The organism is Streptomyces sp. FXJ1.172, from assembly GCF_001636945.3.
Taxonomy (GTDB): Bacteria; Actinomycetota; Actinomycetes; order Streptomycetales; family Streptomycetaceae; genus Streptomyces.
The window spans coordinates 3,005,621-3,027,673 of the sequence record NZ_CP119133.2; the positions used below are offsets into that span (position 1 = coordinate 3,005,621).

Sequence of the window (22,053 nt, forward strand, 5' to 3'; positions counted from 1 at the left end):
CCGGCCCCAGCCCCAGCCCCAGCCAGTCCAGCACACGGCGTTTGCGCAGCTCAGCGCGATTGTCAGTGGTCGGGTGCAGGATGGACGCATGGTCAGCTCCGCACACCGAGCCCTCGACGGCTTCTCGCCCGCGACCCGCGGCTGGTTCACGGGGGCGTTCTCCTCGCCCACCGCGGCCCAGGCGGGCGCCTGGCAGGCCATCGGGGCGGGCTCGGACGTGCTGGTGGTGGCGCCGACCGGATCGGGCAAGACACTGGCCGCGTTCCTCGCCGCCCTGGACCAGCTGGCCTCGACCCCGCACCCGGCCGATCCGAAGAAACGCTGCCGGGTGCTGTACGTGTCACCGCTGAAGGCCCTCGCGGTCGACGTCGAGCGCAATCTGCGCAGCCCGCTGACCGGCATCCGCCAGGAGTCCGTGCGCCTGGGCCTGCCCGAGCCCGAGGTCAGGGTGGGCATCCGCTCCGGCGACACCCCGGCCGCCGAGCGCCGAGCGCTGTCCACGCGCCCGCCGGACATTCTCATCACCACCCCCGAGTCGCTGTTCCTGATGCTGACCTCGGCCACGCGCGACGCGCTGACGGGCGTGGAGACGGTGATCCTGGACGAGGTGCACGCGGTCGCGGGCACCAAGCGCGGCGCTCACCTCGCACTCTCCCTCGAGCGTCTGGACGAGCTGCTGCCGCGGCCGGCCCGCCGGATCGGCCTGTCGGCGACCGTGCGCCCGGTGGACGAGGTCGCCCGGTACCTGTCACCGCGCCGCAAAGTGGAGATCGTCCAGCCCGAGTCCGGCAAGGAGTTCGACCTGTCCGTGGTCGTCCCGGTCCAGGACATGGGCGAGCTGGGCGGCTCCCCGGCGGCCGACGCAGCCGACGGCGGGGAGCGGCCGTCGATCTGGCCGCATGTGGAGGAGCGGATCGCCGATCTGGTCCAGGCCCACCGGTCGACGATCGTGTTCGCCAACTCCCGGCGCCTGGCCGAGCGCCTGTGCAACCGGCTCAACGAGATCGCGTACGAGCGCGCGACCGGCGAGACCCTGGCGGAGCACCACGCCCCCGCCCAGCTGATGGGCGGCTCGGGCGCGGCCCAGGGCGCGCCCCCGGTGATCGCCCGCGCGCATCACGGCTCGGTCTCCAAGGAGCAGCGGGCCCTGGTAGAGGAGGACCTGAAGGCCGGCCGGCTGCCCGCGGTGGTCGCCACCTCCAGCCTCGAACTCGGCATCGACATGGGCGCCGTGGATCTCGTCGTCCAGGTCGAGTCCCCGCCCTCGGTCGCCTCCGGCCTCCAGCGTGTCGGCCGCGCGGGCCACCAGGTGGGCGCCGTGTCCACCGGCGTCGTCTTCCCCAAGTACCGCGGCGACCTCGTCCAGGCGGCCGTGGTCACCGAGCGGATGCGTTCGGGGTCGATCGAGTCCCTGAAGGTGCCGGCGAACCCGCTGGACGTGCTCGCCCAGCAGCTGGTCGCGATGACGGCGCTGGACACCTGGCAGTTCGACGACCTGCTCGCCATGGTCCGCCGCGCCGCCCCCTTCGCGTCGCTGCCCGAGTCGGCGTTCACGGCGGTCCTCGACATGCTCGCGGGCCGCTATCCGTCGGACGCGTTCGCGGAGCTGCGCCCGCGCGTGGTGTGGGACCGCGTGACCGGCGAGATCACCGGCCGCCCGGGCGCCCAGCGCCTCGCCGTCACCTCCGGCGGCACGATCCCCGACCGGGGCCTGTTCGGGGTCTTCCTCGCCGGTTCCGACCCCAAGAAGGGCGGCGGCCGGGTCGGCGAACTGGACGAGGAGATGGTGTACGAGTCCCGGGTGGGCGACGTCTTCACCCTGGGCACCAGTTCCTGGCGCATCGAGGACATCACGCGCGACCGCGTCCTGGTCTCCCCCGCGCCCGGCGTGCCCGGCCGCCTCCCCTTCTGGAAGGGCGACCAGCTGGGCCGCCCGCTCGAACTGGGCCGCGCGGTGGGTGCGTTCCTGCGCGAGGTCGGCTCGCTGCCCAAGGAGGACGTCCGGCCCCGCCTGCTGGCGGCGGGCCTGGACACATGGGCGGCGGACAACGTGCTGTCGTACCTGGACGAGCAGCGCGAGGCCTGCGGCCATGTCCCGGACGACCGCACGATCGTCGTGGAGCGCTTCCGCGACGAGCTGGGCGACTGGCGGGTAGTCGTCCACTCCCCCTTCGGCGCCCAGGTCCACGCCCCCTGGGCCCTGGCGCTCGGCGCCCGGCTGTCCGAGCGGTACGGCATGGACGCGCAGGTCATGCACGCCGACGACGGCATCGTGCTGCGCCTGCCCGACGCCGACCTGATGGGCCTGGACCTGCTCGACCAGGCACCGGTGAAGGCCGGCACGGAGTACGACAGCGAACAGGCTCCCGTGGGCGCGGCGGACGTCGCCTTCGACAAGGGCGAGGTCGACCAGATCGTCACCGACCAGGTGGGCGGCTCGGCACTGTTCGCCTCCCGGTTCCGCGAGTGTGCCGCCCGCGCGCTGCTGCTGCCGCGCCGCAATCCCGGAAAGCGCACCCCTTTGTGGCAGCAGCGCCAGCGTGCGGCCCAACTGCTCCAGGTGGCCAGCGAGTTCGGCTCGTTCCCGATCGTCCTGGAGGCGGTCCGCGAGTGCCTCCAGGACGTCTTCGACGTCCCTGGGCTCGTCGAGCTGATGGGCGACATCGAGTCCCGCAAGGTACGCCTGGTCGAGGTCACCACGACCGAGCCGTCCCCCTTCGCCCGCTCCCTCCTCTTCGGGTACGTCGCCCAGTTCCTGTACGAGGGCGACTCCCCGCTCGCCGAGCGCCGTGCCGCCGCACTGTCCCTGGACTCCCGGCTGCTGGCCGAGTTGCTGGGCCAGGCGGAACTGCGCGAACTGCTCGACGCCGAGGTGCTGACCGAGCTGGAGCGCGAGCTGCAGTGGCTCGCCGAGGACCGCCGGGTCAAGGACGTGGAGGGGGTGGCCGACGTGCTGCGGCTGCTCGGCCCGCTGACCGACGCCGAGCTGGTCGCACGCGGTGCGGATCCGCACTGGGTGCGGGAGCTGGCCGGGGCGCGCCGGGCCATCAGGGTCCGCGTCGCCGGCGCCGATCACTGGGCGGCCGTCGAGGACGCGGGGCGGCTGCGCGACGCGCTCGGCACGGCGCTGCCGGTCGGGGTGCCCGAGGCCTTCACCGAGCCGGTCAAGGACCCGCTCGGCGACCTCCTCGCCCGCTACGCCCGTACCCACGGCCCGTTCACGTCGGCCACGGCGGCGGCACGCTTCGGCCTGGGCGTGGCGGTCACCGAGGGCGCCCTGCACCGGCTCGCGGCGGGCGGCCGGGTCGTCCAGGGCGAGTTCCACCCGGCGGGCATCGGCCAGGAGTGGTGCGACGCGGCCGTACTGCGCCGCCTGCGCCGCCGCTCGCTGGCCGCGCTGCGGCACGAGCTGGAGCCCGTCCCACCCGCCGCGCTCGCCCAGTTCCTGCCGCAGTGGCAGCACATCGGCAAGGGCCACGGGCTGCGCGGCATCGACGGACTGGTGCGCGCCGTCGAGCAGTTGCAGGGCGCATCCGTGCCCGCCTCCGCGCTGGAGAAGCTGGTCCTGCCCTCCCGCGTGGCGAACTACACGCCCGCGATGCTCGACGAACTGACCGCCGCCGGTGAGGTGGTGTGGGCCGGAGCAGGCGCCCTGCCCGGCAAGGACGGCTGGGTCTCCCTCTATCTGGCGGACGCGGCCCCGCTGCTCCTCCCGCCGCCGCACCCCCTGGAGCTGACCGCGCTCCACCAGTGCGTCCTGGACGCGCTCTGTGGCGGCTACGGCCTGTTCTTCCGCCAGATCGCCGACCAGGTGCGGGCCACCACCCATCCCGACGTCACCGATCCTCAACTGGCCGACGCGCTCTGGGACCTGGCCTGGTCGGGGCGGCTCACCAACGACACCCTCGCCCCGATGCGCTCGCTCCTCGGGTCCGGCCGCACAGCCGGATCCACGGCCCACCGCGCCAAGCGGGCCGTCCCGCGCGGGCGTTACGGCTCCCTGACGGCCGCCGCCCGCCCCGCCTCCCGCTCGGGCCCGCCGACCGTCGCCGGCCGCTGGTCGCTGCTGCCCGTGGCCGAGCCGGACGCCACCGTGCGGGCCCACGCGCGGGCCCGAACCCTCCTGGACCGGCACGGCGTGGTCACGCGCGGGGCGGTCGCGGCGGAGGGCGTCGAGGGCGGATTCTCCGCCGTGTACCGCGTGTTGTCCGCCTTCGAGGAGAGCGGCCAGGCCCGGCGCGGATACGTGGTCGAGGGCCTGGGCGCGGCCCAGTTCGCCATGGACGGCGCGGTGGACCGCCTCCGCGCGGTGTCCAACGCACGCGACCGGAGCGAGGGCCTGCCCCCCTCCCCCGCCCACCGGAACGGCTCCCTCCAGAACGGCTTCCCCGGGTTCCCGAACGGCTTCGGCGGCGACAGCGGGCCGCACGGTCACACCCTTTCCGGCTCCTTCGACGGCTCGGACGGCGGATTCGCCCACCCCGGCCTCGACGGCGACTTCACCTGGCCCCCGGCGGACCTGCCGCCCGCCCCCGGTGACTACGTCTCCCCGCGCGACCTCGCCGACCCCTTCGCCTCCGCCGGCTACGGCGGCCCCCGAGGAGCAGGCGGCCCGGCGTACGGCTCCCAGGCGAACCGGCGCCACGGCAGCGGTCGTACCGGCGCACCGGACCCCGACCCGCGTGCCGTCGTCCTCGCCGCGGCCGACCCCGCCAACGCCTACGGCGCGGCCCTCTCCTGGCCGGAGTCACCCACCGGAGCCGGACACAAACCGGGCCGCAAGGCGGGCTCGCTGGTCGTCCTCGTGGAGGGCGAGCTGACGCTGTACATGGAACGCGGCGGCAAGACGCTGCTGGGCTGGCCCGCCACGCCGGACACCCCCGCGCCGGAGGACCCCCGCCTCCGGACGGCCGCCGAGGCCCTGGCCGCGGCGGCCCGCGCGGGCTCGCTCGGCACGGTCACGGTCGAGCGGATCAACGGCGCCCAGGCGCTGACCTCCCCGATGGGCGCCGTGCTGGAAGGAGCGGGCTTCGTGGCGACACCGCGCGGCCTGCGCCTGAGACCCTGACGGCGGCCGCGCTCCCGCCCCGCCCTGCCGTGGCACCCTGGACGCATGCCCGAAGGTGACACGGTCTGGCAGGCCGCGCGGCGGCTGCACGAGGCCCTCGCGGGCAAGGCGCTGACCGTCAGCGACTTCCGGGTGCCGAAGTACGCGACGGTCGACCTCACCGGTCGTACGGTGCTCGGCACGATCCCGCGCGGCAAGCATCTGCTCACCCGGTTCGAGGGCGGCCTGACCCTCCACACCCATCTGCGGATGGAGGGGGCGTGGAAGGTGTACGGCACGGGTGAGCGCTGGCGGGGCGGGCCGGCGCACCAGATCCGGGCGGTCCTGGGCACCGCCGACCGCACGGCCGTGGGCTACCGCCTTCAGGTCCTGGAGCTGCTGCGCACGATCGAGGAGGAACGGGCGGTCGGCCACCTCGGCCCCGATCTGCTCGGCCCGGACTGGGACGCCGAGCGCGCTCTGGCCAACCTCCTCGCCGACCCCGCACGCCCACTCGGCGAGGCCCTGCTCGACCAGCGCAATCTGGCCGGTATCGGCAACATCTACAAGAGCGAGCTGTGCTTCCTGCTCGGTGCGACTCCCTGGCTGCCCGTCGGCGCCCTGCCCGCCGACCGCGCCGAGAAGCTGCCGCCGCTCGCCCAGAAGCTGCTGGAGGCGAACCGCGACCGCCCGGTCCGCCAGACCACGGGCCTGCACCGGCACGACCTGTTCGTCTACGGCCGCGCATCCCGCCCCTGCCTGCGCTGTCACACCCCGGTCCGCATGGCCGACCAGGGCGACGGCTCCCGGGACCGCCCCACCTACTGGTGCCCCGCCTGCCAGACGGGCCCCGCGCCGGCCCCCGGCACAGCTCAACGCCGGCGTGAGCCCCGTCCCCGCCGCCCCGGCTGACGCCACACCCGCACCCCGCCCCCACCCAGCCGAGCGACCGGGCCGCCCCATGCCGGAGCCCGGGCCGGCCGCCACCGCGGCCGACCGGGTCCCGTCCCGCCCCGGTACCCCGCCCAAGTCCGATCCCCACGACCTGATTGACGATCCGTCAGATACGCTCGTACGGTCGTTTCATGCCCCTCACGGCGTACGACCTCACCGGACGCACCGCGTTCGTCACCGGAGCCGCCGGCGGTATCGGCCGGGCCTGCGCCGTCCTGCTCGCGGAGGCGGGCGCGACGGTGCACTGTGCCGACCGGGACGCTGACGGCCTGCACGGCACGGCCGCGTTGGCAAAGGACCGCGGCGGTACGGTCCTTGTGCACGTCCTGGACGTCACGGACCGGGCCCGGCTCGCCGAGGCCGTCCGCTCCTGCGAGCGCCTGGACGTGATGGCGGCGATCGCCGGGATCATGCACAGCAGCCCCGTTCTGGAGACCCGCGACGAGGATCTCGACCGGGTGCTGAACGTGAACTTCAAGGGCGTGCTGTACGCCTGTCAGGAGGCGGCGCGCCTGATGCTCGCCCGGGACACCCGGGGCAGCATCGTGACGATGGCGTCCGGCGCGGTCGACACGGGCGGGCCGGGGCTGCTCTGCTACGGCGCGGCGAAGGCGGCCGTGGTCCAGCTGACCAGGACCCTGGCCACGGAGGTCGGCCGGCACGGCATCCGGGTCAACGCGGTCGCACCGGGCTGGATCCGCACCCCCATGACCGAGCGCCACGACCGCGAGGCGCAGGCGCACACCGAGGGCATGATGGCCCGGATGGCGCCCCTCGGCCGGGTCGGCGAGCCGGACGATGTCGCCCACGCGGTGCTGTATCTGGCGTCGGACGCCTCGGCGTTCACGACGGGTCAGATACTTCGCCCGAACGGGGGTGTCGCGATGCCCTGGTGACGCCCCCGGTCCGCCAGGCGGCCGCCCAGCGTCCCGTCGGCAGCGCCCCGGTCGCCCGCCGCTCGGGCACACAGTGCACCGGCAGCACGCTCAGCCCCCACCCACCGGCCGCGACGGCCCCTTCCAGCACACCCGAGCCCTGCCCCAGGGCGAGTCGCAGCACGGCCCACCACCACACGGCTGTGAGCCCCAGCCCGAGCGTCCAGCGCACCATCCGCGCCACCATGGCCGCCACCACCTCCTGCGGGACGCTAGACCGCCGCCCGCCCGGCGCGGGAGGCGCACTGAGGGCTCACCGATGCAGCGTCCCGGACGGCACGCTCAGCGCCGGGCGACCACCCAGCGCAGGGCGACCAGCCCCGGCCGGTTGGTTTACGCGTTCTCCGCCTGGAACATCCAGTGGTGCTTCTCCAGATCCGCGGTGATCCCGATGAAGATGTCCTGGGAGACCGGATCCGGCTTCCCGGTCGCGTCCACCCGCTCCCTCATCCGGGTGATCACCGCGCCGAGCGCGTCCACCATGGTCCCGACCGCGTCCCCGTCCTTGATCCAGCCCGCGGGAGTGGTACCGATACCGCTGCCGGAGGCCACCGTGGCGGCGCGCCCGTCGGGCGGGACCCCCAGCGCGGAAGCCCGCTCGGCCACCGTGTCGGAATGGGCGCGCGCGGAGGCGACGACCTCGTCGAGCTGGAGGTGGATGGACCGGAAACGGGGCCCGACGACGTTCCAGTGGATCTGCTTGGCGACCAGCGACAGGTCCACCAGGTCCAGGAGGGCGCCCTGCAGCGCCTCGGACACGGTCTTCAGATCCGCGTCGGCCAACGGGCTCTTCACGACGTACATCCGTTTTCCTCCGGTGTTTCGGCGCCGTCACGTCCCTCCACCATGACCGCAGCGCACAGACCCGGCAAACGGACGCATAACCGGACGGACACCCGGGTGCAGACCCGGCAGGGCCTCGCGCCGGGAACGGAAAAGCCCCGGCAGGCTCCCCCAGGGTTTCCCTGGAGCAGCCGGCCGGGGCTTCACTCGTACCGGATCGTCAGGCCGCGCGCGTGAACCTCACGCGGCGACCACGTCCACAGCCTCCGCGGGCGCCTTGATGGTCACCCGTTCCGGTGGCACACCGGTCACCGAAACCGAACCCAGCATCGGCCGGACCGGCGTGGGGACAGGCTCGGAGGCCGCGGCGGACTGGGCCAGCTCGGCGAGCGCCAGCTCGTCGCTCACTTCTCGCATGAGTTCCGACATCCGTACGTCCAGCGCGACGCAGATGGCGGCGAGCAGTTCGGAGGAAGCCTCCTTCTGCCCCCGCTCCACCTCGGAGAGATAGCCGAGTGAGACTCGGGCGGACGAGGAGACTTCGCGCAGAGTACGGCCCTGGCGTTGGCGCTGCCGACGCAGCACGTCACCCAGCAGGCGACGGAGCAGAATCATCGGTGGCTCCCTCCTCGGACCGCGTAGCCGCATCCTTCTCGCCCCACCGTACCGCCTCGCGCCGCGGCCGTGCGGGGAGCGATGTCGTGTTCACTCAGGGCTGCAAACATCAAAACCCCCCGTTCCGTTCCGTATCCTGTGCCCGCTCATTCCCAGTCTGTTCGCCCGCAAGCTGCTCCAGGAGACTTGCGAGTACGCTCCGTACACTCTCCATACGGATTTCCGCACGGCTGCCGTTCAACCGCAGAGCCTCCACTTTTCCGCCACCGGCAGAACCAGAGCCGTCGGTGAAGGGCCCGTCGACGGCCACGAAAACCGTCCCGACGGGCCGGCCGTCCTGTGGGTCGGGGCCGGCGACTCCGGTGGTCGCAATGCCCCAGTCGGCACCCAGAGCCTTCCGTACTCCGACCGCCATCTGAGCCGCGACCTGCGGATCCACCGCTCCCTGCCGCGCCAGCAGCGCGGCGTCGACGCCCAGCAGCTCGTGCTTCAGTTCCGTGGCGTAGGCGGTCACCGAGCCCCGGAACACCTTGGACGCTCCGGGCACTGCCGTGATCTCCGCCGCCACCAGGCCACCGGTGAGCGACTCGGCGACGGCGAGGGTCTCGCCCCTCACAGTCAGTAGTCGCACCAGTTCGGTGGCCGTGGAACTCACGCTTCCTCATCCTCCAACGCCGCCGCGCGCTCGGCGATTCCCCGGCGGCGCAGCACAATGGCTTGTCTTACGTAGTCGAGGCCGGTGACGACGGTGAGGACGACCGCCACAGCCATCACCCAGAACCTCAAAGTGGCCAGCCACCCCGTCAGTGCCAGGACATACATCCCGACGGCGACGCCCTGAGTGAGCGTCTTGAGCTTGCCGCCCCGGCTCGCGGGGATCACGCCGTAGCGAATGACCAGAAAACGCAGCAGCGTGATGCCGAGTTCCCGGCCGAGGATCACCGCCGTCACCCACCACGGCAGATCACCCAGGGCCGACAGACAGATGAGCGCCGCCCCCATGATCGCCTTGTCGGCGATGGGGTCGGCGATCTTCCCGAAGTCGGTGACCAGGTTGTAGGTGCGCGCCAGGTGTCCGTCGAACAGGTCGGTGATCATGGCGACGGCGAAGGCCGCCCAGGCCAGCGAGCGCCAGGCCGGGTCGTAGCCGCCGTTCGCCAGCATCAGCGCCACGAAGCCGGGCACCAGGACCAGCCGGAGCATGGTCAGCAGATTGGCGACGTTCCAGACGCTGGCCTGGTTGACGGCCGCGGCCGTGATCTTCCCGCCGCGCGGGGGCTTGCCCCCGCTGCCGTTGTCGGGACCTGGAGCAGAACCGGAGACCTCGGACCGGGCGCCGTCGGCAGCGGCGGCGGAACCCCGTGCGCCGTGCGCGCCGGAGGAGCCGCCCGCGGCGGATGCCGGGACTCCGGTCATCTGTCCGCCTCCTCACTACACGCGAGCGAGCCGGTCAGCGGCTCGGCCACCAGGTCGACACCTTCCGTACCGACCACCTTCGCCTCGACCATACGTCCGACGCTCAGGCCTTCGCCGCTCGTGAGCAGCACCTGGCCGTCGGTCTCGGGCGCCTGGTGCGCGGCACGGCCGTACACGCCCTCTTCCTCGTCGACGGACTCGACCAGGACACGCACGGTCTGGCCGACACGCTCCTCGGCGCGCTGCGAGACGAGTTCCTCGGCCAGCCGGGACACCCGGGCCAGCCGCGCGGCCACGACGTCCTCGTCCAGCTTGTTCCCGTACGTCGCCGCCTCCGTGCCCTCCTCGTCGGAGTAGCCGAAGACACCGATGGCGTCCAGGCGGGCGCCGGTCAGGAAGCGCTCCAGCTCGGCCAGATCGGCCTCGCTCTCGCCGGGGAAGCCCACGATGAAGTTGGAGCGCACGCCGGCTTCGGGGGCCTTGGAGCGGATCGTGTCGAGCAGCTCCAGGAAGCGGTCGGTGTCGCCGAAGCGGCGCATGGCACGCAGCACGTCGGGCGCGGAGTGCTGGAAGGACAGGTCGAAGTACGGCACGACCTTGGGCGTCGAGGTCAGGACGTCGATGAGTCCCGGGCGCATCTCGGCCGGCTGCAGATAGCTCACCCGCACCCGCTCGATGCCGTCGACCTCGGCCAGCTCCGGCAGCAGGGACTCCAGCAGACGGATGTCGCCCAGGTCCTTGCCGTAGGAGGTGTTGTTCTCGGAGACCAGCATGATCTCCTTCACGCCCTGTTCGGCCAGCCAGCGCGTCTCGTTCAGCACGTCGCTCGGGCGGCGTGAGATGAAGGAGCCGCGGAAGGAGGGGATGGCGCAGAAGGAGCAGCGCCGGTCGCAGCCGGAGGCGAGCTTGACCGAGGCGACCGGGGAGCCGTCCAGCCGGCGGCGCAGCGGCGCACGGGGGCCGGAGGAGGGCGCAACGCCCTCGGGGAGGTCGGCGGGGCCGTGGCCGGGCAGCGCGACGGCGGAGGCCGATTCCTGTCGCTCGGCCGGGCTGATCGGCAGCAGCTTGCGGCGGTCGCGCGGGGTGTGGGCGGCGTGGATGCCGCCGGACAGGATGGTCTGCAGGCGGTCGGAGATGTCCGCGTAGTCGTCGAAGCCGAGCACGCCGTCGGCCTCGGGCAGCGCCTCGGCCAGCTCCTTGCCGTACCGCTCGGCCATGCAGCCCACCGCCACCACGGCCTGGGTTCTTCCGTGGTCCTTGAGATCGTTGGCCTCGAGGAGGGCGTCGACGGAGTCCTTCTTCGCGGCCTCGACGAAGCCACAGGTGTTGACCACGGCGACGTCGGCGTCCGCGGCGTCCTCGACGAGCTGCCAGCCGTCCGCCTCCAAACGGCCTGCGAGCTCCTCGGAGTCCACCTCGTTACGGGCACAGCCGAGAGTGACGAGTGCGACGGTACGGCGTTCAGGCATGGGCTCAAGACTACTTTGTCTCACTGACAGCCCACGTCGACGGGGTTGGCCGATCTTGGCCGACCCCGTCACACACGCGGTCTTCCCGAAGGGCTCCTCAGCCCGCGACCGGGTCGCCCTTCGTGTAGGTGAGGCGCTCCACCTGGCCCGGCTGGAAGTTGTCGTCGATCTTCTTGCCGTTGACGTACAGCTCGATCGCGCCGGCGTCGCCGAGGATCAGGTTGATCTTGGAGCTGTCCTGGAAGGTCTTGGAGTCGCCCTTCTTCAGCAGCCCGTCGAAGAGCATCCGGCCGTTGTGGTCCTTGGCCGAGATCCAGCTGCGTCCGTTCGGCGCGCTGATCTGCACGGTCACCTTGTCCTGGGGCGCCGCGGCGATGGCGCTGTCGGAGGGCGCGGTGCTGGGCGCGGCGGGCTTGCCCTTGGTCGGCGTGGGCGAGGCGGACTTGGTGGTGGCCGTCGCGCCCTCGGCGACCTGTGCCTTGGAGTCGTTTCCGCCGCTGCCGCCCTTGATCGCGGTGAAGCCGACGAAACCGATCACGACGACGATCGCGGCGACCATGGCCGCGGTCCAGTTCGGCCCGCGCCGCTCGGGGCGGATCCGCTCCGCCTCGAAGAGCGGCGCCGCCGGGGTGGGCGCGGGACGGCCGCCGTGCTCGGCGTCGTACTGGGCGATCAGGGGCGCGGGATCGAGCCGGACGGCCTTGGCCAGCGTGCGGATGTGCCCGCGCGCGTACACGTCACCGCCGCAGGGACCGAAATCGTCCGCCTCGATGGCGTGCACGATGGCGATACGGACACGAGTGGCACTGCTGACATCGTCCACGGTGAGCCCGGCCGCGATCCGCGCCTGCTGGAGCGCGCGGCCCACGGGGACACGGGCTTCCTGGGACTCGTCTGAGAACGGACGCTCGTCTTCAGGGGAGTTGCCGATGGACACGGGGGCGCCTTTCGAGCGTGTAGCCACCTGTGCTGGAAGCTCAGTCTAGGGGGGGTACGAAAGGGTGGGGCAACCGGGCGGTGGGACTTTGTACATCATAGGAATGGCCGGACATTCTTATGGTTCGACAGGCAGGTACCCCATGGTGGGACGCCTATCTGTCCTTTCGCTCAACTGGACGTACGACAGAGGGAAACGGTTGCTCCCCGATCTCTAACGGGTGGATCACGGACGATGACGCCACCCGGCTTAACCGGCGTCCGCCGGACGGCCCTTCGCCCTACCCGTCAGACTCCCCGCGGATCAGCGCGAGCACGCCGTCCAGCTCATCAGGCTTCACAAGAACGTCACGTGCCTTGGAGCCCTCGCTCGGCCCCACGATGTTGCGGGACTCCATGAGGTCCATGAGCCGCCCGGCCTTGGCGAAACCGACACGCAGCTTGCGCTGGAGCATGGACGTCGACCCGAACTGCGTGGAGACGACCAGTTCGGCCGCCTGGCACAACAGGTCGAGATCGTCGCCGATGTCCTCGTCGATCTCCTTCTTCTGCTTGGTGCCCACCGTGACGTCGTCCCGGAAGACCGGCGCCATCTGGTCCTTGCAGTGCTGTACGACGACCGCGACCTCGGCCTCGGTGACGAACGCGCCCTGCATACGGGTCGGCTTGTTGGCACCCATGGGCAGGAACAGCCCGTCGCCCTTGCCGATCAGCTTCTCGGCGCCCGGCTGGTCGAGGATGACCCGGGAGTCGGCGAGCGAGGAGGTGGCGAAGGCCAGCCGGGAGGGCACATTGGCCTTGATCAGACCGGTGACCACGTCGACCGAGGGACGCTGGGTGGCGAGCACCAGATGGATGCCGGCCGCGCGCGCGAGCTGCGTGATGCGCACGATCGCGTCCTCGACGTCGCGCGGCGCGACCATCATCAGGTCAGCCAGCTCGTCCACGATCACCAGCAGGTACGGATACGGCTGCAGCTCGCGTTCGCTGCCCTCGGGCGGCTTGACCTTGCCCTCGCGGATGGCCTGGTTGAAGTCGTCGATGTGCCGGTAGCCGTAGGCCGCGAGGTCGTCGTAGCGCAGGTCCATCTCGCGCACGACCCACTGCAGCGCCTCGGCGGCCCGTTTGGGGTTGGTGATGATCGGCGTGATCAGGTGCGGGATGCCCTCGTACGCGGTCAGCTCGACGCGCTTGGGGTCGACCAGGATCATCCGGACGTCCTCGGGGGTCGCCCGCATCATGACCGAGGTGATCAGGCAGTTGATGCAGGACGACTTGCCGGAGCCGGTCGCGCCGGCGACCAGCATGTGCGGCATCTTCGCCAGCGAGTGCATGACGTACCCGCCCTCGACGTCCTTGCCGAAGGCGACCAGCATCGGGTCGTCGTCCTCGGCGGACTCCGCGAGCCGCAGCACGTCGCCGAGGTTGACCATCTCCCGGTCGGTGTTCGGGATCTCGATGCCCACCGCGGACTTGCCGGGGATGGGGCTGATGATCCGCACGTCCGGGCTGGCGACCGCGTACGCGATGTTCTTGGTCAGGGCGGTGATGCGCTCGACCTTCACGGCGGGGCCCAGCTCCACCTCGTAGCGGGTGACCGTGGGGCCGCGGGTGAAGCCGGTGACGGCCGCGTCGACCTTGAACTCGGTGAAGACCTGGGTGAGCGAGGCGACGACCGCGTCGTTGGCCTCGCTGCGCGCCTTGCCGGGGCCGCCGCGCGTGAGGAGGTCCAGGGACGGCAGTGCGTAGGTGATGTCCCCGGAGAGCTGGAGCTGCTCCGCGCGCGGGGGCAGGTCGCGTGCCTCCTCGGGGGCCTTTTTGGTCAGGTCGGGGACCATCCCGGCCTGGAGCTTCTCCTGCTTGGGGCGCGCGGCCGGCACGGCCGAGGGCGCGGGAGCCGGCGCGGGCTCGGGCTCGGGCGTGGGGGTGGGCACCGGAGTGGTCTCTTCGCGCCCCCCGATGCCGACTCCCTGGGTGAGGTCGGCGACCAGGGGGGACGGCGGCATGCCGTGCAGCACCGCGCCGTCCAGTGCCGCGGCTGCGGCCGCGGCGACGTCCACGGCGTCCATCTGGCGCTGCGGATCCGGCTGGGGCACCGCGGAGCGCCTGGGGCGGCCGCGGCGCTGCGAGAGGGCCTCCTGCTCGGCGCTGTCGGGGTCGTACGCCTTGGAGGCGCTCGAGCGCCTGCGGGGGCGCGCGGGCAGCGCCTCACGCCACTGCTCGTCGTAGCGCTCGTCGTCGTCGGTGTACTCCCCGTACTCCTCGCCCTCGTGGTCGTGGAGTACGCCCAGGCGCACGCCGAGCGCCCGCAGCCGCTGCGGAATGGCGTTGACCGGGGTCGCGGTCACCACGAGCAGTCCGAAGATCGTCAGCAGCACCAGCAGGGGCACGGCGAGCACGTCGGTCATGGTGTACGTCAGCGGGGTCGCCGCCGCCCAGCCGATGAGGCCGCCGGCGTCCCTTATCGCCTGCATGCCGTCGCTGCGCGCGGGCGAGCCGCAGGCGATGTGAACCTGCCCGAGCACGCCGATGACGAGCGCGGACAGACCGATCACGATCCGACCGTTGGCCTCCGGCTGCTCCGGGTGCCGGATGAACCGTACGGCGATCACCGCGAGCAGTATCGGCACGAGCAGGTCGAGCCGGCCGAAGGCGCCGGTGACGAGGATCGCCACGAGGTCGCCGACCGGGCCCTTGAGGTCGGCCCAGGTGCCGGCGGCGACGATCAGCGCGATGCCGAACAGCAGCAGCGCGACGCCGTCCTTGCGGTGGGCCGGGTCGAGGTTCTTCGCACCCTGCCCTATGCCTCGGAAGACGGCACCGATCGCGTGCGCGAGACCGAGCCAGAGGGCGCGCACCAGTCGGTACACACCGCCGGTCGGGCTGGGTGCCGGCTTCGGCGCGGCCTTCTTGGCCGGGGCCTTCCTGGCGGGCGCCTTCTTGGCCGCCGCCTTCTTTGCTGCGGCCTTCTTCGCCGGAGCCTTCGCGGGAGCGGCCGCCTTCTTCGCGGGCTGCTTCTTGGCTGCGGAGGGACGTGAGGCCATGGGTGTGAGGTTACCGGGGGAGACGACAGCGGACACGTGTGCCCACAGCTTCACCCGATCGTGTCGCCCTTGCGGTGGCCCGGAACTGACGCACGCTCATGGGCAACCGCCGCACGGGCCTACGTCAGTTCTGCGCCGGCACCGATGAACCACCGGCTCCGGCACCCGGTTCCAGGGCGTCCAGCGCGCGGCGCAACCCGGTGAGTTTGCGCTCCAGATGGGCCGCCGTGGCCACCGCGGCCGCATCCGCCGAATCGTCGTCCAGCTGCTTGGACAGCGCCTCGGCCTGCTCCTCGACGGCCGCGAGCCGCGCGGACAGCTCGGCGAGCAGCCCGGCCGGCTCCTTGCCGCCGACCGCTCCCTTGCCGCCGCCCTCCAACTGCAGCCGCAGCAGCGCCGCCTGCTCGCGCAGCTGGCAGTTCTTCATGTACAGCTCGACGAAGACCGAGACCTTCGCACGCAGCACCCACGGGTCGAACGGCTTGGAGATGTAGTCCACAGCGCCTGCCGCGTAGCCCCGGAAGGTGTGGTGGGGGCCGTGGTTGATCGCCGTGAGGAAGATGATCGGGATGTCCCGGGTCCGCTCGCGCCGCTTGATGTGCGCGGCGGTCTCGAATCCGTCCATGCCCGGCATCTGGACATCCAGCAGAATGACCGCGAAATCGTCCGTGAGCAGTGCCTTGAGCGCTTCCTCCCCGGACGATGCCCGCACCAGCGTCTGATCGAGCGCCGAGAGGATCGCCTCCAGCGCCAGCAGATTCTCCGGCCGGTCATCGACCAGGAGGATCTTGGCCTTCTGCACCATGGCCCGCCCTCCTCGCCCCGGCGGTACACCGGGCGCCGCCCCAGGGGACGACTCCCTTTCGCCGCCCGTCCTTGTGCCGGTCATCGTAGCCGCACCCCGCCCGTCGCCACACCCTGTCACCGCGATGTCACTGTGCACGTAACAGAAACGCGGCGGGAGACCGGATGGTTCCCGGAATCCCACATTCCCATACGTGCGCGGCGCCCCTTGATCCGTACGTTCGCAGCCGTCTCACATGGGCAACTCCCGAGGCCCGCCGGAGGTTCCCGGGTGTTCACGTCCCGGCTCGCCGTGGCCGTCACCGGCCGGCCATCCACTGCTGCATCACGGCCAGCAGGTGATCCGGGTCGACCGGCTTGGTCACATAGTCCGAGGCGCCCGACTCGATCGCCTTCTCCCGGTCGCCCTTCATCGCCTTCGCCGTCAGCGCGATGATCGGCAGCCCGGCGAACTGCGGCATCCTGCGGATCGCCGTGGTCGTCGCGTAGCCGTCCATCTCCGGCATCATGATGTCCATCAGCACGACCGCCACGTCGTCGTGCTGCTCGAGCACCTCGATGCCCTCGCGGCCGTTCTCGGCGTACAGCACCGACAGCCCGTGCTGCTCCAGCACGCTGGTCAGTGCGAAGACGTTGCGGATGTCGTCGTCGACGATCAGCACCTTCTCCCCGCCGAACCGCACTCCGCGCGCGAAGTGCGGTTCGCCCTCCTGCTCGGGGGCCGCCGTCCACTGCTCGGGCCGCGGCTCGCCCTGCGGCAGGCTCCGGCGCCGGCGCCGGAAGAGCGCCGCGGGCCCGTTCTGCGTCTCCCGGTACGACTTCACCTCGGCCGGGGTCTCGATCTCCACGGCGGACAGCTCGGAGGACGTCCCGGCCTCGGAGGCGAGCAGCTCACCGGCCTCCAGCGGGGGCACGGACTGCTGGTAGCCCTGCGGCGGCAGTTCGCTCGGGTGCAGCGGCAGGTAGAGCGTGAATGTCGAGCCCCGGCCCGGCTCGCTCTGCGCGTGGATCTCACCGCCGAGCAGCTGCGCGATCTCCCGGGAGATCGACAGGCCGAGGCCGGTGCCGCCGTACTTGCGGCTGGTCGTGCCGTCCGCCTGCTTGAACGCCTCGAAGATCACCCGCATCTTGCTGGCCGCGATGCCGATGCCCGTGTCGGTCACCGAGAAGGCGATCAGCGGGCCGTCCGGGTCGGTCAGCGAACCGGCCTCCAGCAACTGCTCCCGGACGCCCACCGGTACGTCCGCGCCGGCCGGCCGGATCACCAGCTCCACCGAGCCGGAGTCGGTGAACTTCACCGCGTTCGACAGCAGGTTACGCAGCACCTGCAGCAGCCGCTGCTCGTCGGTGTGCAGGGTCGCGGGCAGCTCCGGGGAGACCCGCACGGACAGGTCCAGGCCCTTCTCCGCGGTCAGCGGCCGGAAGGTGGCCTCCACGTAGTCCACGAGCTGGACGAGCGCGATACGCGTCGGGGAGACGTCCATCTTGCCCGCCTCGACCTTCGACAGGTCGAGGATGTCGTTGATCAGCTGCAGCAGGTCGGAGCCGGCACCGTGGATGGTCTCGGCGAACTCGACCTGCTTCGGCGACAGGTTGCCCTCGGCGTTGTCGGCGAGCAGCTTGGCCAGGATCAGCAGCGAGTTGAGCGGGGTGCGCAGCTCGTGCGACATGTTGGCGAGGAACTCGCTCTTGTAGCGCATCGACACCGCGAGCTGCTCGGCGCGCTCCTCCAGGACCTGCCGGGCCTCCTCGATCTCGGTGTTCTTCACCTCGATGTCTCGGTTCTGCCGGGCCAGCAGCTCGGCCTTCTCCTCCAGTTCGGCGTTGGAGGCCTGCAGCGCCTTCTGGCGGTTCTCCAACTCGGCCGACCGCTCGCGCAGTTGCTCGGTCAGCTCCTGCGACTGCTTCAGCAGCTTCTCGGTCTTGGTGTTGACCGAGATCGTGTTGACGCTGGTCGCGATCATCTCGGCGATCTGGTTGAGGAAGTCCTTCTGGATCTGGGTGAACGGCGTGAAGGAGGCCAGCTCGATCACGCCGAGCACCTTGCCCTCGAACAGCACCGGGAGCACGATCACCTGGGCGGGCGGGGCCTCGCCGAGCCCGGAGGAGATCTTCAGATAGCCGCTGGGCGCGTTCTCCACCAGGATCGTGCGCTTCTCCTGGGCGGCCGTGCCGACCAGCGCCTCTCCGGGCCTGAACGACGTCGGCATGGAGCCCATCGAGTAGCCGTACGAACCCAGCATCCGCAGCTCGTAGTTGTCCTCGCCGTTGCCCACGCCCTTGCCCTCGACCATCGGCAGCGCCAGGAAGAACGCACCGTGCTGCGCGGACACCACCGGAGTCAGCTCGCTCATGATCAGCGAGGCGACGTCCTCCAGGTCGCGGCGGCCCTGCATCAGGGCGGAGATCCGGGCCAGGTTGCCCTTGAGCCAGTCCTGCTCCTTGTTGGCGATCGTGGTGTCGCGCAGGTTGGCGATCATCTTGTTGATGTAGTCCTGCAGTTCCTGGATCTCGCCGGACGCGTCCACATCGATCTTCAGGTTCAGGTCGCCCCGGGTCACCGCGGTCGCCACGCGCGCGATGGCACGCACCTGCCGGGTCAGGTTCCCGGCCATCTCGTTCACGGATTCCGTCAGGTCCCGCCAGGTGCCGTCGACGTCACGCACGCGTGCCTGGCCGCCGAGCTGTCCCTCGGTGCCCACCTCACGGGCCACCCGGGTGACCTCCTCGGCGAAGCTCGAGAGCTGATCAACCATGGTGTTGATCGTCGTCTTCAGCTCAAGGATCTCACCGCGGGCGTCAATGTCGATCTTCTTCGTCAGGTCGCCCTTGGCGATGGCCGTGGTGACCATGGCGATGTTGCGCACCTGGCCGGTCAGGTTGGACGCCATCTGGTTCACGGACTCGGTGAGGTCCTTCCAGGTACCGGCCACACCGGGGACGTGCGCCTGGCCGCCCAGGATGCCGTCCGTGCCCACCTCGCGGGCGACCTTGGTGACCTGGTCGGCGAACGAACTCAGCGTCTTCACCATCGTGTTGATGGTGTCGGCGAGCTGCGCGACCTCACCACGCGCCTCGATGGTCACCTGCCGCGTCAGGTCACCGTTGGCGACGGCCGCGGACACCTGGGAGATGTTGCGCACCTGCATGGTCAGGTTGTTGGCCATCAGGTTGACGTTGTTGCTCAGGTCCTTCCAGATGCCGGTGACGCCCGGCACGTGGGCCTGGCCGCCCAGGATGCCCTCGGTGCCCACCTCACGGGCCACCCGGGTCACCTGCTCGGCGAAGCTGGACAGTTGATCAACCATGGTGTTGACCGTCGTGACCAGCTCAAGGATCTCGCCCTTGGCGTCAACAGTGATCTTCTTCGACAGGTCGCCCTTGGCCACCCCTGTCGTGACCTCCGCGATGTTGCGCACCTGGATGGTCAGGTTGTTCGCCATGAAGTTCACGGACTGCGTGAGGTCCTTCCAGGTGCCGGAGACACCCTGCACCTCGGCCTGACCGCCGAGGATGCCCTCCGTGCCCACCTCACGGGCCACCCGGGTGACCTCCTCCGCGAACGACGACAGCTGGTCCACCATCGTGTTCAGGGTGTTCTTCAGCTCCAGGATCTCCCCGCGCGCGTCCACGGTGATCTTCTGGGAGAGGTCACCACGGGCCACGGCGGTGGCCACCTGGGCGATGTTGCGCACCTGGGCGGTGAGGTTGCCGGCCATGCCGTTCACGGAGTCGGTCAGGTCCCGCCACACACCCGCGACACCCGGCACCTGCGCCTGACCGCCGAGGCGGCCCTCGGTACCCACGTCCCGGGCCACCCGGGTCACCTGGTCGGCGAAGGCGGACAGCTGATCAACCATCGTGTTGATCGTGTTCTTCAGCTCAAGAATCTCGCCGCGCGCGTCAACGTCGATCTTCTGGGACAGGTCACCGCGCGCCACCGCAGTCGTCACCTGGGCGATCTGCCGTACCTGGGAGGTCAGGTTGCCGGCCATGAAGTTGACGGAGTCCGTCAGCTCCTTCCACGTGCCCGACACGCCGTCCACCCGGGCCTGACCGCCGAGGCGGCCCTCCGTGCCCACGTCCCGGGCCATCCGCGTGACCTGGTCGGCGAAGCTCGACAGCTGGTCCACCATCGTGTTCACGGTGTTCTTCAGCTGGAGCATCTCGCCGGAGACGTCCACGGTGACCTTCTGCGAGAGGTCGCCGTTGGCCACCGCCGTGGTCACCTGGGCGATGTTGCGCACCTGGCCGGTGAGGTTGCGGAATGCAGTGTTGACGGAGTCGGTCAAGTCCTTCCAGGCACCGGCCGCGCCCGGCACCTGGGCGACAGCTGGTCCACCATCGTGGTCCACCATCCCGTTGACGGTGTTCTTCAGCTCCAGCATCTCGCCCGCCACGTCGACCGTGACCTTCTGCGACAGATCACCGCTGGCCACGGCGGTCGTCACGGTGGCGATGTCACGCACCTGCGTGGTCAGGTTCCGGAACACCGTGTTGACGGAGTCCGTCAGGTCCTTCCACGTACCGGCCGCGCCCGGCACGTTCGCCTGCCCGCCGAGCCGTCCCTCCCCGCCGACCTCGTTCGCCACGCGCGTGACCTCGTCCGCGAAGATCCGCAGCGTCTCGGTCATCTGGTTGATCGTCTCGGCCAGCTGCGCGACCTCGCCGCGCGCCGGAACCGTCACCTTCTGGGACAGGTCACCGTTGGCGACAGCGGTCGTGACCTGCGAGATCCCCCGCACCTGCGCGGTCAGGTTGCCCGCCATCGTGTTGACGGAGTCGGTCAGCTCCTTCCACACGCCGGCCACCCCGGGCACCTGCGCCTGACCGCCCAGGATGCCCTCGGTGCCCACCTCACGGGCGACCCGGGTCACCTCCACGGAGAAGGACGACAGCTGCTCCACCATCGTGTTGACGGTGTTCTTCAGCTCCAGCATCTCGCCGGCCACATGCACGGTGACCTTGCGTGACAGGTCACCGCGCGCGACCGCCGTCGTGACCAGCGCGATGTCGCGCACCTGCGCGGTCAGCCGGTTCGCCATGGTGTTGACGGACTCGGTCAGGTCCTTCCACGAACCCGACATACCGCGCACCCGGGCCTGTCCGCCGAGCTTGCCCTCGGTGCCGACCTCGCTGGCCACGCGCGTGACCTCGTCCGTGAACGTCGACAGCTGGTCCACTAGATTGTTGACGGTACGGCCGACCTTCAGGAACTCGCCCCGCAGCGGGTGCCCGGTGCCGTCGTCCGGCGCCTGCGTGCGCAGCTCCATCCGGGGCGACAGATCACCCTCGGCCACCGCCGTCAGCACCCGGCTGACCTCCGACACCGGCCAGACGAGATCGTCGACCAGCGCGTTGGAGGCGTCGATGGCGGTCGCCCAGGAGCCCTCGCAGGCCCCCGTCTCCAGCCGCTCCGTGAGTTTTCCCTCACGCCCCACCATGCGCCGGACACGGGACAGCTCACCGGTCAGATGCATGTTCCGGTCGGCGACCTCGTTGAAAACGGCCGCGATCTCGGACATCACGCCGTCCCCCGACACGGTGAGCCGCTTACGGAAGTTCCCGTCGCGCATCGAGACGAGAGCCGCCAGCAGCCGGTTCAGGGCAGCCGTGTCCACGGCGGTGGTGCCGCCGTTCCTGCCCAGGGACGGTCCGCCTTTCGCGCGCGTCTTCGTGCCACGCGTCGCCGCGCCAGACTCCACTGTGTCCCTCCCGGAGGGGTAGACCGCTACTGTCGTGCTCTGCCGCTTCCGCCCGGTGTGCCGGTGCCCGGCATACCTGATGCTTCCGCGTACCCGTTACTGCTGCGTATTTCTGCCAGACGAGATCCGGCCACACCAGAGGCTGCTGCCCGCCGTACACGGAACACACGCAGCCTGACCCGACCTTCATCAGAAGCTTGCCCAGTGTTTCACCCAGGCCGAACCAGGCCATAACAGTTCGGCAGCTTCGCACATCGCCCGCACACCGTGGGGGGTAAACACCGGCGACCGGCATCCGCTCGGACGGCGAAGGTAAGTAACCTTGCATGCGGCTGTCCAGCCGCA

Annotated in this window: 13 protein-coding genes; 3 read left to right on the forward strand and 10 right to left on the reverse strand. The window is 70.9% G+C overall.

Annotated elements, in window-relative coordinates; all coding sequences use genetic code 11:
* The first annotated feature begins 88 nt into the window (after window positions 1-88).
* The 3 genes from A6P39_RS13240 (at window position 89) to A6P39_RS13250 (ending at window position 6,897) form a co-directional block, all read left to right on the forward strand.
* Window positions 89-5,068 (forward strand): ATP-dependent helicase, encoded by a 4,980-nt coding sequence (locus A6P39_RS13240; RefSeq protein ID WP_067053246.1) that lies wholly within the window; start codon window positions 89-91, stop codon window positions 5,066-5,068.
* Between the two features lie 45 nt (window positions 5,069-5,113).
* Window positions 5,114-5,959 (forward strand): Fpg/Nei family DNA glycosylase, encoded by an 846-nt coding sequence (locus A6P39_RS13245; RefSeq protein WP_067053243.1) that lies wholly within the window; start codon window positions 5,114-5,116, stop codon window positions 5,957-5,959.
* A 173-nt stretch (window positions 5,960-6,132) separates the two neighbouring features.
* Complete coding sequence (locus A6P39_RS13250) at window positions 6,133-6,897, forward strand: SDR family NAD(P)-dependent oxidoreductase (protein ID WP_067053240.1); 765 nt, start codon at window positions 6,133-6,135, stop codon at window positions 6,895-6,897.
* Here the strand turns inward: A6P39_RS13250 and A6P39_RS13255 are convergent.
* The 10 genes from A6P39_RS13255 to A6P39_RS13300 form a co-directional block, all read right to left on the reverse strand.
* Entirely contained in the window at window positions 6,845-7,123 is a 279-nt protein-coding gene (locus tag A6P39_RS13255; RefSeq protein WP_443053064.1) for a hypothetical protein, read from the reverse strand. The two genes, A6P39_RS13250 and A6P39_RS13255, sit on opposite strands and share 53 nt — an antisense overlap.
* A 146-nt stretch (window positions 7,124-7,269) precedes the next feature.
* Window positions 7,270-7,740 carry a Dps family protein gene (locus tag A6P39_RS13260; protein WP_067053237.1) on the reverse strand — a complete coding sequence of 157 codons (471 nt, stop codon included), beginning with the start codon at window positions 7,738-7,740 and terminating at the stop codon, window positions 7,270-7,272.
* 219 nt (window positions 7,741-7,959) lie between these two features.
* Entirely contained in the window at window positions 7,960-8,334 is a 375-nt protein-coding gene (locus A6P39_RS13265) for a helix-turn-helix domain-containing protein (protein WP_067053233.1), read from the reverse strand.
* Window positions 8,335-8,443: 109 nt separating this feature from the next.
* A complete protein-coding gene (locus tag A6P39_RS13270) occupies window positions 8,444-8,989 on the reverse strand; it encodes a CinA family protein (protein ID WP_067053230.1) in 546 nt (181 codons plus the stop codon).
* On the reverse strand, window positions 8,986-9,750 hold the full coding sequence (pgsA, locus tag A6P39_RS13275) for a CDP-diacylglycerol--glycerol-3-phosphate 3-phosphatidyltransferase (RefSeq protein ID WP_067053227.1): 765 nt from the start codon (window positions 9,748-9,750) through the stop codon (window positions 8,986-8,988). The genes A6P39_RS13270 and pgsA overlap by 4 nt, the downstream gene beginning before the upstream one ends.
* Entirely contained in the window at window positions 9,747-11,219 is a 1,473-nt protein-coding gene (gene rimO, locus A6P39_RS13280; RefSeq protein ID WP_067053224.1) for a 30S ribosomal protein S12 methylthiotransferase RimO, read from the reverse strand. The genes pgsA and rimO overlap by 4 nt, the downstream gene beginning before the upstream one ends.
* Before the next feature lie 97 nt (window positions 11,220-11,316).
* On the reverse strand, window positions 11,317-12,156 hold the full coding sequence (locus A6P39_RS13285; RefSeq protein ID WP_067053221.1) for a helix-turn-helix domain-containing protein: 840 nt from the start codon (window positions 12,154-12,156) through the stop codon (window positions 11,317-11,319).
* Window positions 12,157-12,436: 280 nt separating this feature from the next.
* The gene (locus tag A6P39_RS13290; protein ID WP_199840966.1) at window positions 12,437-15,199 is read right to left on the reverse strand and encodes a DNA translocase FtsK; all 2,763 of its coding nucleotides are present in this window, start codon (window positions 15,197-15,199) and stop codon (window positions 12,437-12,439) included.
* Between the two features lie 124 nt (window positions 15,200-15,323).
* A complete protein-coding gene (locus A6P39_RS13295; RefSeq protein ID WP_067053218.1) occupies window positions 15,324-16,004 on the reverse strand; it encodes a response regulator in 681 nt (226 codons plus the stop codon).
* A 298-nt stretch (window positions 16,005-16,302) separates the two neighbouring features.
* The gene (locus A6P39_RS13300) at window positions 16,303-21,708 is read right to left on the reverse strand and encodes a HAMP domain-containing protein (RefSeq protein ID WP_275883854.1); all 5,406 of its coding nucleotides are present in this window, start codon (window positions 21,706-21,708) and stop codon (window positions 16,303-16,305) included.
* Window positions 21,709-22,053 lie beyond the last annotated feature (345 nt).

Excerpts from the sequence above, each read along its gene's own strand:
- A6P39_RS13245 (WP_067053243.1), top strand. The coding sequence starts at position 5,114 with ATGCCCGAAGGTGACACGGTCTGGCAGGCCGCGCGGCGGCTGCACGAG.
- A6P39_RS13295 (WP_067053218.1), bottom strand. The coding sequence starts at position 16,004 with ATGGTGCAGAAGGCCAAGATCCTCCTGGTCGATGACCGGCCGGAGAAT.
- pgsA (WP_067053227.1), bottom strand. The coding sequence starts at position 9,750 with ATGACCGGAGTCCCGGCATCCGCCGCGGGCGGCTCCTCCGGCGCGCAC.
- A6P39_RS13260 (WP_067053237.1), bottom strand. The coding sequence starts at position 7,740 with ATGTACGTCGTGAAGAGCCCGTTGGCCGACGCGGATCTGAAGACCGTG.
- rimO (WP_067053224.1), bottom strand. The coding sequence starts at position 11,219 with ATGCCTGAACGCCGTACCGTCGCACTCGTCACTCTCGGCTGTGCCCGT.
- A6P39_RS13250 (WP_067053240.1), top strand. The coding sequence starts at position 6,133 with ATGCCCCTCACGGCGTACGACCTCACCGGACGCACCGCGTTCGTCACC.
- A6P39_RS13255 (WP_443053064.1), bottom strand. The coding sequence starts at position 7,123 with ATGGTGGCGCGGATGGTGCGCTGGACGCTCGGGCTGGGGCTCACAGCC.
- A6P39_RS13240 (WP_067053246.1), top strand. The coding sequence starts at position 89 with ATGGTCAGCTCCGCACACCGAGCCCTCGACGGCTTCTCGCCCGCGACC.
- A6P39_RS13265 (WP_067053233.1), bottom strand. The coding sequence starts at position 8,334 with ATGATTCTGCTCCGTCGCCTGCTGGGTGACGTGCTGCGTCGGCAGCGC.
- A6P39_RS13290 (WP_199840966.1), bottom strand. The coding sequence starts at position 15,199 with ATGGCCTCACGTCCCTCCGCAGCCAAGAAGCAGCCCGCGAAGAAGGCG.